Genomic DNA, 12,112 nt, shown 5'->3' on the forward strand with positions numbered 1-12,112 from the left:
CTACCACCTAAGTGATAGGATGAACGCCAGATAGAACCCTACCAACCTCTGAACCCAGGAGAATACAATGACAATCGTGGCAGAACCCACCCTGGCCCAACAATTAGGACTGGACCAGTACGGTATCAAGAACTCCACTGAAATCCTGCGCAACCCTTCCTACGACCAGCTGTTCGCGGAAGAGACTCGTGCCGACCTGGAAGGGTTCGAGCGCGGCGTGGTGACCGAACTGGGGGCCGTCAATGTCAATACCGGCATCTTCACCGGCCGCTCCCCGAAAGATAAATATATCGTCAAAGACGCCACTACCCAGAATACTGTGTGGTGGTCTGACCAGGGTAAAAACGATAACAAAGCCATCAGCCCGGAAGTGTGGTCACATCTGAAATCCCTAGTGACCAAGCAGCTCTCCGGCAAGCGCCTGTTCGTGGTGGACGGCTTCTGCGGTGCCAACCCGGACACCCGCCTGGCCGTGCGCATCATCACCGAGGTGGCCTGGCAGGCTCACTTCGTGAAAAACATGTTCATTCGCCCGAGCGATGAAGAGCTGAAAACCTTCAAACCGGACTTCGTGGTGATGAACGGTGCCAAGTGCACCAACCCGAACTGGAAGGAGCAGGGTCTCAACTCCGAGAACTTCGTCGCCTTCAACCTGACCGAGAAGATCCAGCTCATCGGCGGCACCTGGTACGGTGGCGAGATGAAGAAGGGGATGTTCTCCATGATGAACTACTTCCTGCCCCTGCGCGGCATCGCCTCCATGCACTGCTCCGCCAACGTGGGTCAGGACGGCGACGTGGCCATCTTCTTCGGCCTCTCCGGCACCGGCAAGACCACCCTCTCCACCGATCCCAAGCGTCAGCTGATCGGCGATGACGAGCACGGCTGGGACGACGACGGCGTGTTCAACTTCGAAGGGGGCTGCTACGCCAAAACCATCAAGCTCTCCAAGGAAGCCGAGCCGGACATCTACAACGCCATCCGTCGCGATGCGCTGCTGGAGAACGTGACCGTGGCGGCCGACGGCACCATCGACTTCGACGATGGCTCCAAGACCGAGAACACCCGGGTCTCCTACCCCATCTATCACATCGAGAACATCGTCAAGCCGGTCTCCAAGGCGGGTCACGCCACCAAGGTGATCTTCCTGACCGCCGACGCCTTCGGTGTGCTGCCCCCGGTCTCCAAGCTGACCAAGGAGCAGACCAAGTACCACTTCCTGTCCGGCTTCACCGCCAAGCTGGCCGGTACCGAGCGCGGCATCACAGAGCCGACCCCGACCTTCTCCTCCTGCTTCGGCGCGGCCTTCCTCTCCCTGCACCCGACCAAGTACGGTCAGGAGCTGGTGAAACGGATGGAAGCGGCAGGCGCGGAAGCCTACCTGGTCAACACCGGCTGGAACGGCACCGGCAAGCGCATCTCCATCAAGGATACCCGCGCCATCATCGACGCCATCCTGGATGGCTCCATCGAGAAGGCCGAGACCAAGGTGCTGCCGATCTTCAATCTGGAAGTACCGACCGCCCTGCACGACGTGAACCCGGCGATCCTCGACCCGCGCGACACTTACGCCAACAAGGCCGAGTGGGATGCCAAGGCGCAGGATCTGGCCCAGCGCTTTATCAAGAACTTCGAGCGCTTCACCGACAACGACGAAGGCAAGCGTCTGGTCGCGGCGGGTCCGCAGCTGTAACAGCGACCCCGTTCACAACCAATCTCATACCGGTCAGCCCAGCTGACCGGTATTTTTTTGAGCAGAGCGCGGCGTTTGACTCCCGCCAAACCTTGCCTTGTGGGCCCTTGCGCGTTAGATTCAGCCCAACTTTATACAATATACAATTTTGTAACGATTCCCCTGTGACCCGATCATGACCCCACCCTACAAGACCCGTACCCAAATGGTGATGGAAAACCTCCGTGGCCGGATCCTGCGCGGTGAGTTTCCCGCCGGCGCCCCCCTGCGCCAGGACGCCATCGCCAAGGAGTTGGCGGTGAGCCGCATCCCGGTGCGGGAGGCCCTGATGCAACTGGAGGCTCAGGGGCTGGTGAAGTTCGAGGCCCACCGCGGCGCCGTGGTCACCATGCTGGACGCCGCAGCCATCGAGGAGCTCTTTTATTTGCGAGCCCTGCTGGAAGCCGATACCCTGTTCCACGCCGTCGACCTGATGACGGAGGAGACCTTCGCCAAGGCGCAGGCGATCCTCGCCCAGTTCGACCAGGCCCTCGAGTCGGGCACCCAGATCGAACACTGGGCCGAACTGAACCACAGTTTTCACGCCACCCTCTATCAGGCCGCCGGCCGCCCCCAGGCACTGGAGCTGATCGCCCAGATCAATCTGAGCTGTGACCGCTATGTGCGCTTTGAGCTGCTGTTCGCCAGCGATGGCGTCGACAAGGCGGAGCGGGAACACGCCCAGCTGCTGGAGCTGTGCCGCGCCCGCCGCAAACACGAGGCGGTGGTACTGCTCAAGCAACATATTGAGGCGGCTGGCCAGTCAATCAAGCGGATCCTGGACAGCGGCCACAACCACTGAACACTCACATCACTACAATCTGGCATTAACGACATGAATCATTTCGAGATTATTGAAACCCGCGTCGCCCAGGTCAGGGCCGAACTGGCCATGATGGAGCTGGACGCCTTCATCGTCCCCCATGACGACGAGCACCTGGGGGAGTACATTCCCGCCTACGCCGAGCGACTGGACTGGATCACGGGTTTCAACGGCTCCGCCGGCCTCGCCATCATACTGGCGCAGCGGGCGGCCCTGTTCATCGACGGTCGTTACACGGTGCAGGCCCGCATGCAGGCACCGGCCGAGCTCTTCGAGTTTCTCCACCTGAACGAAGATCCCCACGTGCAGTGGCTGGCCGAGCAGCTGCCTGCCGGTTCCCGGGTCGGCTTCGATGCCCGCCTGCACAGCCTGGCCTGGTATCGACACGCCAAAGAGATCCTGACCGAGCGCGGCATCGAGCTGGTGCGTGTGGATCAGAACCCCATCGATCTGCACTGGAGCGATCGCCCCGCCCCCACCAAGAATCCGGCCATCCTCTACAGCGAGGCGCTGGCGGGCCAGTCCAGCCAGGCCAAGCGCGAGCTGCTGGCCAGCGATCTGCGCAAGCGCGGGCTGGATGCGGTGCTGCTGACCCAGGCCGAGCCCATCAACTGGCTGCTCAACCTGCGCGGTCGCGACGTGGAGCGGCTGCCGGTGGTACTCGGCTTTGCGGTGCTCTACGCCAACGCCACCATGGATTTCTTCGTCGATACCGACAAGATCGACTGCTTCGCCTTCAGCCAGCACGTGGGGCAGGATGTCTCCGTCTACCCCATCGACAAGCTGGGTGACGTGCTCAAACGCATCGGCGAGGATCAGCAGAAGGTGCTGGCCGATCCCAACACCGCCAACGCCTGGACCCAGCTGGTCATGGAAGAAGCGGGCGCCATCCTGGTGGCAGGTCAGGATCCGACCATGCTGCCGAAGGCGTGCAAGAACGAGGTGGAGCTGGCCGGCATGCGTGCCGCCCATCTGCGCGACGGCGTCGCCGTCACCCGCTTCCTGGCCTGGCTGGATCGGCTGATCGCCAGCGGCGAGTTCGACGGCGTGGATGAAGGCACCCTGGCCGACCAGCTGGAAGCCTTCCGCCGCGAGCAGGATCACTATGTCGAGCCGAGCTTCGACACCATCTCGGCGCTCGGCCCCAACGCCGCCATGTGCCACTACCGCCACACCAACGGCACCCCGCGTACCTTTGGTCAGGACAGCATCTATCTGGTGGACTCCGGCGCCCAGTATCTGGACGGCACCACCGACATCACCCGCACCATCAAGGTGGGTGAGCTGACCGACGAGCACAAGGCGATGTTCACCCGGGTACTGCAGGGTCACATCGCCCTGGATCAGGCCCGCTTCCCGCGCGGTACCGCCGGCATTCAGCTCGACGTGCTGGCCCGCATGCCGCTGTGGCAGGCCGGTTACAACTACGACCACGGCACCGGCCACGGCGTCGGCCACTTCCTGAGCGTGCACGAAGGCCCGCAGCGCATCGCCCCCAAGGGCAGCCTGGTGGCCCTGCAGCCAGGCATGGTTCTCTCCAACGAACCCGGCTACTACCGGGAAGATGCCTTCGGCATCCGTTGCGAGAACCTGGTGGTGGTTACCGAACAGGAGCAGATCGGCGAGCTGCCGATGCTGGGCTTCGAGCGGCTGACCTATGTACCGTTCGATACCCGCCTCATCGATCGCAGCCTGCTGAGCCCGGCCGAGTTCCGCTGGATCAACGAGTACCACGCCGAGGTCTACCGCCGCCTGAGCCCGCTGCTGGAGGGCGAGGATCTCGCCTGGCTGGAGCAGGCAACCAGCCTTATCTAAGCGCAGACAATCGAAGTTGTCTGATGAAACAGGGCCTGCAGGCCCTGTTTTTTTGCCCGCCGGTTTGACCTGTATCAAGACCCCGTCGCCCCAGGTCCGGACAATGCCTTGCATGACGACCCATCACACCCACCCCGCACGCCCGGCCCGTGCCGACAAGGCGCCCGTGCATCCCAGGCTCAAGCGTGAGCAGCAGACGGTCAGCGCCATGATCCGCCTCTACTGCGACCACCATCATCAGGATCCCGCTTGCCGGCACTGCCAGCAGTTGCAGGAGTTCGCCCACCAGCGGCTGCGCCGCTGCCGCTATGGTCACGGCCACAAGCCCACCTGTGCCAACTGCCACATCCACTGCTATGCCCCGGCCATGCGCAAGCAGATCCAGCTGGTAATGAAGTGGAGCGGCCCGCGCATGCTGTGGCATCACCCCTGGCTGGCCCTGCGCCACCTGCTGGACAGTCGTCGCAAGGCCCCCAGACGCCCCCACAGCCGCCCGCTTCCCCCCTGATCACTCATGCTGGATTCAGGAATCAGCCGGTAAACTCCACCCCGTCCAGACCGCCTCTTGCGGTCTGCATCTGACAGTGGAGAAGTGGAGATAAGATGGGCTGGTTTACCCGTTTTCGTGAGCGTCGGGCCCTGCGTCGCTATCTGGCGATGTCGGCTATCCTGGCCAAAGAGTATGGTGCCCGCGAGCAATACAGTGCGGGGCAGTTGCTGACCCAGACCAGGATCCATAAACTGCCGCCCCGCTGGCTCCATTACTACTTCGCGCTCTACCGCCACGAGAGCGCGCCCGAGCTTGCCAGTGGCTGGCAACTCGACGATCAGCGCCTGCTCGCACTGCGCCAGTCGCTCGCCGAGAGCCTGTTTCACCACGATATCGCCTATACCGCTCTGGATGTCCGCGAGCTGGCGCGCCCTGCCCAATGGCGAGGCGGCAGCGACCGCAAGGTACAGACCCAGGGCATCACCTTTCGCCAATATTGACCGAAGGAGTCTTGATGCACCACACCCCGCCCCTGCTGCGCACCGCCACTCACACCGACATGCACGCCATCTGGCAGATCGACGTCAATGTGTTCGGGGAGGATGTCTATCCCGGCTTCTTCTTCCGCCAGGCCATGGATCTGTGGCCCGAACTGCTGCTGGTGGCCGAACTGGACGGCAGGCTGCTGGGCTATGCCCTGGGTGGGCTGGGACAGGATCGGTCGCAGGGCTGGCTGCTGTCGCTGGCGGTGCTGCCGGAGGCGCGCGGCTTCGGTCTGGCCGAACGCATGATGCTGCAGGTGGAGCAGTCACTGGAAAAGCTGGGGATCGAGCGGGTCAGACTGACGGTGGATCCGGCCAATCCGGCCCAGCGCCTCTACTTTCGACTCGGTTATCAGCAACTGGCCGAGGAGCGCGACTATTTCGGCCAGGGCGAGGATCGCCTGCTGCTGGAAAAACGGCTCGGCTGAGCCGGCGGTGACGGGGTTTGCCGGGCCCGGGCCTTATAATTGGTTACACTTTGCTGGTTTCATGCTCAATCCGGTTGGCGTAGAGTTGAATCACTGACCGAACAAACCAGATTAGATGCCAGCCCAGGAGGCCCATCATGTTGAAACGCATTACCCTCATCGCCCTGTTGGCCACCACCACCGCCACCACCCTCAGCGGCTGTGCCAACAGCGACGTCTACTCCGGCGACGTCTACACCAAGGATCGCGCCAAGCAGGTACAGACCGTCAGCTACGGCACCATCCTCTCCACCCGCCCGGTCAAGATCCAGGCCGATGAGAACTCGCTGATCGGCACCATAGGCGGCGCCGTGGTCGGCGGCCTGCTCGGCAGCACCATCGGCGGCGGGCGCGGCAGCGACATCGCTGCGGCCGGTGGCGCCATCGCGGGTGCAGCGGCGGGCAAGGCAGCCGGTGACAAGCTCAACCAGGTGGATGGCGTCGAGCTCGAGATCAAGAAAGAGAACGGCGAATCCATCGTGGTGGTGCAAAAGGCCAGCCCCACCTTCGTACCGGGCGCCCGGGTACGCATGACCCAGGGCAACGGCACCATCAACGTGGCCGTGGTCAACTAAGCCCTCGGAACCCTCCGCCCATGAAAAAGCCCTCGCAGTGCGAGGGCTTTTTTTATTGCCATGTCGGCCGGGAATTACTGACGGATCAGCCGGAAGATGGCGTAGCCAGGGTGCTGGGCGTCATCCATCGGCAGGGTGGACTTGTACTCCAGATCCGCACCGGCCAGCTGTTTGGCCTCCTCGCGGGGCGAGGAGTAGAGCCGCACGTCCACGTTGGCCGGCAGGGCCTTCATGTGCCAGTTGTTGTTGGCCGCCGGGCTGAAGCCGGCCGGGTTCTCGGCAGACTGGGCCTTCAGGTACTGGGCGATGATCTCGCGCGTCTCGAAGGGATCTTCATGGACGATGTTGCTGCCGTCGATGCCCGGGAAGTGGCCGCCGCCGCTGGCGCGGTAGTTGTTGGTCACCACGTAGAACTTCTGGGCCGGATCGATGGGCTGGCCGTTGAAGGTGAGGCTGCTGATGCGCTGGCCGTCGCTGACCTTGGCCCCTTCCTTGTTGTAACGGGCCGGCTGGGTAATATCCACCTCGTAGTTGACCCCGTCGATCACGTCGAAGTTGTAGGTGGGGAACTTCTCGTTCACCAGCCACTGCACCTCGGTCTTGCCGGTGTCGATCTGGTTGAACTGGCCGGCACTCATCTCCAGCCACTCCTTGACGTTGGCCCCGTTCACCTCGACCACCTGCAGGGTGTTCGGATAGATGTAGAGGTCGGAGACGTTGCGCAGGGAGATGTCGCCCTGGGCCACGTAGGTGAAGTCGTTGATGCCGTTGCGACCGCCACGGAATGGGGCCGCTACCGACAGGATGGGGTAGGACTCCTTGAGCAGACCATCTTTTTGCAACTGCTCTGCATGCTTGCGCTGGGCATCGCTCACCAGCTGTACCGAGGGGTCATCCTGCACCAGGGCGAAGAAGCTGTGGATGGAGGAGGTGATCTTGCCGAGCGGCTCGTCCAGCCACTGGTTGGTGGCGTCGTGGTCGGCCTGCACCAGGTCCACCACCCGCTGATCCACCGCGCTGCCTTCGCTGGAGTCGATCTTGCGCAGACTGGCCTGGCTCTGTTTCACTTGCCACTTGCCGTCCACCTGCTCCAGCTTGAGGTCGATGATGCCGAGGTGGTTGCCCCAGTAGCCAGGCATCACGGTCGGAATGCCGCTCAGGGTGCCGGCCTGGTTGTCCACCTCCGGCAAATCAGGGAAGTCGCCCGGGAAGTTCTTGTGGGCGTGGCCCAGCATCAGGGCGTCCACCCCTTTCACCTTGGCCAGGTGCCAGGCGGAGTTCTCCATCATGGCCTCGTAGCTGCTGGCATTGATGCCGGTGTGGGCAACAACGACGACCACGTCGGCGCCCTTGGCGCGCAGCTCGGGCACATAGTGGTTGGCGGTCTCGACCATGTCGGCCACCACCACCTTGCCTTCCAGATGACGCTTGTCCCACTGCAGCACCTGCGGCGGGGTCAGCCCCAGGATGCCGACCTTGACGGTCTGCAGCTGGCCCTTGTCATCCTTCACCTTGCGCTCCAGCAGCAGGTAGGGGGTGAACTTGTTGCCGCTCCAGTCTATTTGCCCCTTGGCATCCCGCTTGAAGGCGCCTGCCTCGAACACGTTGGCATTCACATAAGGGAACTTGGCCCCCTGCAGGGTCTTGGTGAGGTAATCCAGACCGTAGTTGAACTCGTGGTTGCCCAGGTTGCCGGCGTCGTAGCCGAGCTCGTTCATCGCCTTGAACACCGGGTGGGCCTGCTTGTCGAGGTAGCCGGCACCGGACTGCTCGAAGATGTAGTCAGCCAGCGGCGTGCCCTGGATCAGGTCGCCGTTGTCGAGCAGCAGGTTGTTGGGGTTTTCGGCGCGGGCCGCGCGGATCAGCAGCGCGGTGCGGGAGAGGCCGAACTTGCGATCCTCCTTGTTCTGGTAGTAGTCGTACCCCAGCACGTTGGAGTGGATGTCGGAGGTCTGGATCAGACGCAGGGCAACCTCGCCCGGTTGCGCCTTGCTGTCGTTGTCATTGCTACAGGCAGACAACAGCACGATGGCTGCAATAGCACCCAGCTTCATGGATTTATTCACTGTCTTGTCCCTTTTATTAGAGTGTCGCTTTACCAGCGACGGGAATTTAACAGACGAATATGTCAGCGGATGAAGCCGGGGTGAATTTTTATGAGGTGCGGCACAAAAATAGCCTTATGACGCCAGCAAAGCCCCGCTCGCCAGCTGCAACGCCAACCCGAGCATGATGAAACCAACAATAGTATCAATAGCTTGCTGAACCCTGCCGCGAGCGAGCCAGGGCGAGAGGGCCGCCGCCCCAAACGCCAGGCTGTAAAACCAGACCAGCGAGGCCAACATGGCCCCCGCCGCAAAGGCGGGCCGCAACTCCTCGGCAAACTGGCTGCCGAAGGAGCCGAGCAGCATCAGGGTGTCCAGGTAGACGTGGGGGTTGAGCAGGGTCACCCCGAGCGTCATGGCCAGCACGCTCTTGACTCCCATCAGCTGGGGCGAGTCAGCAAGCGCAGCCCCCTGCCCACGCCAGGCGCTGCGCAGGGAACGGATACCGAACCAGCCGAGGAACAGCACGCCGCCCCAGGTCAGCAGGGCCAGTCCGATCGGGCTGGCCGCCAGCAGGTTGGCACCGCCGAACACCCCGATCCCGATCAGCACGAGATCGCACAGGCAGCAGAGGGTCGCCGTCAGCAGATGGTGGTTGCGGTGGATGCCCCGACTCAGCACGAAGGCATTCTGGGCACCGATGGGGATGATCATGGCAAGGCCGAGGGTGAAGCCTTGCAGGGTGGTTGCAAACATGGATGAACCGTCCAGCAGAGTGATTGGACGGCACTATAAGGGGCGGCCAGACGTTTAGAGAAATTCATTAATCTGCTGAGCAATTTGTTTTGCTAATGACAGAGGGCTCGACCCAACCCCTTCGAGGTAGAAGGGGCTAGACCCGTTCATGGCTGTCAATTGCAGGATCTGACAATTGTTAGCCAGTCACTCTGCCCCGAGAATCATCGGGTTTTATTGCATCAGCTTGGGGAAGTTGGTGACCACGACCTGCTCGAGATTGGGCAGCAAGATGCCACTGCTCACCCCCTTGGCGATGGCCTGGTAGCGATTCATCGACCCCGTTTTACGGGTGACCTGATTGAGGTGGTAGTTCACGGTTCGCTCCGTGATCCCCAGGATGCAGGCGATTTCACTCGACGTTTTCCCTTCACTGGCCCAGAACAGGCATTCGGTCTCCCGGTCAGTCAGGGCCTCCTGAGGGTCATCGTCCCGCAGACTGACCCGCACAATCCGGATCGCCGCCTCGAAGATGTAGTTGGACATCCAGGAGAGGACGGGCGAGGACTCCAGCAGCAGATCGCTCGATGCCCGCTCGGCGGTGATGAACGACAGTATGCCGTTTTCCCCCGCCGCCCCGTGCAACGGAAACGAGATGCCGTTGCGCAGCCCGAACTCCGCCGCCAACCCCATCACGTCCAGACTGCCCTCTTGCAGAAAACGTGCTCGCTCATCCAGCCGGTTCCAGTAAATGGGCAAGGTCTGCTTGCGGGCCAATTGAATGATGGGATCACAGGCCAGCATATGGTTTGCCGTATAGGCCTGCACCCAGGAGTCAGGGCACTGATTGAACAGCACCACCTTGGGTCTTTGCATCGACATGGGAATGATCAGCGCAAACCGGTAGTAGTCGTAACCCATACCGAGCGTGAACCGACCGATCAACTCGGCCAGACGATCCCCGTCCGTTACCGAAGTGAAATGTTCGAGGTACTCAAGCAGTTGGTCTTGTTTCATAGGCTAGCCCCCCTGGCCAGGGCCTCGATTATAGCGCCGAACACTGAAATGGAGACATCTGAATGCTTGTTTTCAAAGGAAAATTAAAAGAACACCCCAGATGGGAGGTAGAAAACGAGCTTTATCGCTTTCGCAATCGCGTCTTCTCCGATCGCCTCGGCTGGGATGTGGAATCTCACCGTGGTCTGGAGCAGGACAGTTTCGATACCCCTGACACCCATTGGGTTCTGATTGAAGACGATTCAGGCCTGTGCGGCTGCATCCGTCTGCTCAGTTGTGCCCAGGATTACATGCTGCCCAGCATCTTCCCCACCGCCCTCGCCGGCGAAGCCCCGCCGCGCAGCAACGACGTGTGGGAACTGACCCGCCTCGCCATCGATGCCGAACGGGCACCGCGCCTGGGCAACGGGGTCAGCGAGCTGACCTGCGTCATCTTCCGCGAGGTCTATGCCTTCGCCAGGGCGAAGGGGATCCGCGAGCTGGTCGCCGTGGTCAGCCTGCCGGTGGAACGCATCTTCCGCCGCCTCGGCCTGCCCATCGAGCGGCTCGGTCACCGCCAGGCGGTGGATCTGGGCGCCGTGCGCGGGGTGGGGATCCGCTTCCATCTGGACGAGCGTTTCGCCCGTGCCGTCGGTCAGCCCCTGCAGGGTGCCTATGACGAAGCCCGCGAGCTGGTCACCGAATAAGGGTGACGCAAAAAAATCCCGGGGTAAGACCCGGGATTAAAAGTTCTCGCTATGGCCCGTTTCCACCCCATGCAAAAACGGACGCAAAAGAGTATCTCCTGAATACCTTTTGACCACCACTGTCACATCTCACAGTGACAAACCCGCTTTGACCCCACAGCCCTTGTCCCGCCTGCGCTGCCGACATTTTCAGCGCTCTCCGGTTGTTCTCTCGCCACCACTTGAGTAGCATCCCTTCTCAATCTCCCTGCTGATAAGGAATGCTGATGAAGGCGTTGGACTACAAGCTGCTGCTGGCGCTGGATGCGGTGATGCAGGAGCAGAACTTCGAGCGGGCCGCCCAGCGCCTGCACATCACCCAGTCCGCCATCTCCCAGCGCATCAAGCAGCTGGAGCAGCAGTTTGCCGAGCCGCTGATCATTCGCGGCCAGCCGCTGCAGGCCACCGCGCTCGGGCAGAAGCTGCTGGCCCACTACCGCCAGGTGCGCCAGCTGGAACTGGAGCTGGCCGGCGAGCTCTCTCCCGCCGAACCCCAGGCGCCGATCCGGGTCAGTATCGCCGTCAATGCCGACAGCCTGGCCACCTGGTTTCTGCCCGCCCTGGCGCCGCTGCTGGAACAGCACCCCATCGAGCTCAACCTGCTGGTGGATGACGAGAGCCGCACCCTGGATCGGGTGCGCGAGGGGCAGGCGTTCGGTGCCGTCAGCCTGCACGGCCAGCCACTGGCGGGCTGCTGCGTCGACGAGCTCGGCGAGATGCGCTACCTGCTCACCGCCAGCCCCGCCTTCGTCGAGCGCCACTTCCCGCAGGGGTTGACCCTGGCGGCGCTGGCCAAGGCGCCGGCGGTGGCCTTCGATCAGCGCGACGACATGCACGTCAGCTACATGGCCCGTCACTTCGGGCTGGAGCCCGGCGGCTACCCCTGCCACACGGTGCGCTCGTCGGAGGCCTTCGTCGCCATGGCCGAGCAGGGGCTGGCCTGCTGCCTCATCCCGGAACTGCAGATCCGTCGCCAGCTGGCGGAGGGGTCATTGCTCGATCTCAACCCGGAACAGCACCTGATAGAGCGACTCTACTGGCACCGCTGGGTGCTGGAGCGCGGGCTGCACAAACAGATATCCCAGCGTCTGATCGAGCAGGGTCGCCGGGCGTTGCAACGCCCCTGACAGGGCCATTCACCTTGGC

General features: G+C 62.4%; 12 protein-coding genes. 9 read left to right on the forward strand and 3 right to left on the reverse strand.

Going from position 1 to position 12,112, the window contains the following annotated elements:
• The first annotated feature begins 67 nt into the window (after positions 1-67).
• The 7 genes from pckA to AB5Y94_RS07565 all read left to right on the forward strand — a co-directional run bounded on the left by pckA (position 68) and on the right by AB5Y94_RS07565 (position 6,444).
• Positions 68-1,693 (forward strand): phosphoenolpyruvate carboxykinase (ATP), encoded by a 1,626-nt coding sequence (gene pckA, locus AB5Y94_RS07535; RefSeq protein WP_017765220.1) that lies wholly within the window; start codon positions 68-70, stop codon positions 1,691-1,693.
• 175 nt (positions 1,694-1,868) lie between these two features.
• On the forward strand, positions 1,869-2,534 hold the full coding sequence (locus tag AB5Y94_RS07540; protein ID WP_017783592.1) for a GntR family transcriptional regulator: 666 nt from the start codon (positions 1,869-1,871) through the stop codon (positions 2,532-2,534).
• Positions 2,535-2,567: 33 nt separating this feature from the next.
• On the forward strand, positions 2,568-4,370 hold the full coding sequence (locus AB5Y94_RS07545; RefSeq protein WP_043169382.1) for an aminopeptidase P family protein: 1,803 nt from the start codon (positions 2,568-2,570) through the stop codon (positions 4,368-4,370).
• 112 nt (positions 4,371-4,482) lie between these two features.
• Positions 4,483-4,878 carry a nitrous oxide-stimulated promoter family protein gene (locus AB5Y94_RS07550; RefSeq protein WP_052248731.1) on the forward strand — a complete coding sequence of 132 codons (396 nt, stop codon included), beginning with the start codon at positions 4,483-4,485 and terminating at the stop codon, positions 4,876-4,878.
• Between the two features lie 95 nt (positions 4,879-4,973).
• Complete coding sequence (locus AB5Y94_RS07555; protein WP_368205290.1) at positions 4,974-5,360, forward strand: DUF6559 family protein; 387 nt, start codon at positions 4,974-4,976, stop codon at positions 5,358-5,360.
• A gap of 14 nt (positions 5,361-5,374) precedes the next feature.
• Positions 5,375-5,830 carry an N-acetyltransferase gene (locus tag AB5Y94_RS07560; RefSeq protein WP_043169395.1) on the forward strand — a complete coding sequence of 152 codons (456 nt, stop codon included), beginning with the start codon at positions 5,375-5,377 and terminating at the stop codon, positions 5,828-5,830.
• A 137-nt stretch (positions 5,831-5,967) separates the two neighbouring features.
• Positions 5,968-6,444: a glycine zipper 2TM domain-containing protein gene (locus tag AB5Y94_RS07565; RefSeq protein WP_005308463.1), complete on the forward strand. Its 477-nt coding sequence runs from the start codon at positions 5,968-5,970 to the stop codon at positions 6,442-6,444.
• A 74-nt stretch (positions 6,445-6,518) separates the two neighbouring features.
• On the opposite strand, the gene AB5Y94_RS07570 is transcribed toward AB5Y94_RS07565, so the two are convergent.
• The 3 genes from AB5Y94_RS07570 to AB5Y94_RS07580 form a co-directional block, all read right to left on the reverse strand.
• Positions 6,519-8,498 carry a bifunctional 2',3'-cyclic-nucleotide 2'-phosphodiesterase/3'-nucleotidase gene (locus AB5Y94_RS07570; protein WP_368205291.1) on the reverse strand — a complete coding sequence of 660 codons (1,980 nt, stop codon included), beginning with the start codon at positions 8,496-8,498 and terminating at the stop codon, positions 6,519-6,521.
• 126 nt (positions 8,499-8,624) lie between these two features.
• Positions 8,625-9,245 (reverse strand): L-lysine exporter, encoded by a 621-nt coding sequence (lysE, locus tag AB5Y94_RS07575; RefSeq protein WP_005308459.1) that lies wholly within the window; start codon positions 9,243-9,245, stop codon positions 8,625-8,627.
• Between the two features lie 213 nt (positions 9,246-9,458).
• A complete protein-coding gene (locus AB5Y94_RS07580) occupies positions 9,459-10,241 on the reverse strand; it encodes a LuxR family transcriptional regulator (protein ID WP_005308457.1) in 783 nt (260 codons plus the stop codon).
• Positions 10,242-10,303: 62 nt separating this feature from the next.
• Here AB5Y94_RS07580 and AB5Y94_RS07585 point away from each other — a divergent pair, with 62 nt between their 5' ends.
• Both AB5Y94_RS07585 and AB5Y94_RS07590 read left to right on the forward strand, forming a co-directional pair.
• Entirely contained in the window at positions 10,304-10,927 is a 624-nt protein-coding gene (locus AB5Y94_RS07585) for an acyl-homoserine-lactone synthase (protein WP_005308454.1), read from the forward strand.
• A gap of 266 nt (positions 10,928-11,193) precedes the next feature.
• Entirely contained in the window at positions 11,194-12,093 is a 900-nt protein-coding gene (locus AB5Y94_RS07590; RefSeq protein ID WP_017765214.1) for a LysR family transcriptional regulator ArgP, read from the forward strand.
• Positions 12,094-12,112 lie beyond the last annotated feature (19 nt).

The sequence above is a fragment of the Aeromonas sp. s5 genome (assembly GCF_040907865.1).
GTDB classification, from domain to species: Bacteria; Pseudomonadota; Gammaproteobacteria; order Enterobacterales; family Aeromonadaceae; genus Aeromonas; species Aeromonas dhakensis.

Bases quoted from the DNA above. Each gene is read 5' to 3' on its own strand.
- AB5Y94_RS07570 (WP_368205291.1), bottom strand. From the start codon at position 8,498: ATGAAGCTGGGTGCTATTGCAGCCATCGTGCTGTTGTCTGCCTGTAGC.
- AB5Y94_RS07550 (WP_052248731.1), top strand. From the start codon at position 4,483: ATGACGACCCATCACACCCACCCCGCACGCCCGGCCCGTGCCGACAAG.
- lysE (WP_005308459.1), bottom strand. From the start codon at position 9,245: ATGTTTGCAACCACCCTGCAAGGCTTCACCCTCGGCCTTGCCATGATC.
- pckA (WP_017765220.1), top strand. From the start codon at position 68: ATGACAATCGTGGCAGAACCCACCCTGGCCCAACAATTAGGACTGGAC.
- AB5Y94_RS07555 (WP_368205290.1), top strand. From the start codon at position 4,974: ATGGGCTGGTTTACCCGTTTTCGTGAGCGTCGGGCCCTGCGTCGCTAT.
- AB5Y94_RS07560 (WP_043169395.1), top strand. From the start codon at position 5,375: ATGCACCACACCCCGCCCCTGCTGCGCACCGCCACTCACACCGACATG.
- AB5Y94_RS07565 (WP_005308463.1), top strand. From the start codon at position 5,968: ATGTTGAAACGCATTACCCTCATCGCCCTGTTGGCCACCACCACCGCC.
- AB5Y94_RS07540 (WP_017783592.1), top strand. From the start codon at position 1,869: ATGACCCCACCCTACAAGACCCGTACCCAAATGGTGATGGAAAACCTC.
- AB5Y94_RS07585 (WP_005308454.1), top strand. From the start codon at position 10,304: ATGCTTGTTTTCAAAGGAAAATTAAAAGAACACCCCAGATGGGAGGTA.
- AB5Y94_RS07590 (WP_017765214.1), top strand. From the start codon at position 11,194: ATGAAGGCGTTGGACTACAAGCTGCTGCTGGCGCTGGATGCGGTGATG.
- AB5Y94_RS07580 (WP_005308457.1), bottom strand. From the start codon at position 10,241: ATGAAACAAGACCAACTGCTTGAGTACCTCGAACATTTCACTTCGGTA.
- AB5Y94_RS07545 (WP_043169382.1), top strand. From the start codon at position 2,568: ATGAATCATTTCGAGATTATTGAAACCCGCGTCGCCCAGGTCAGGGCC.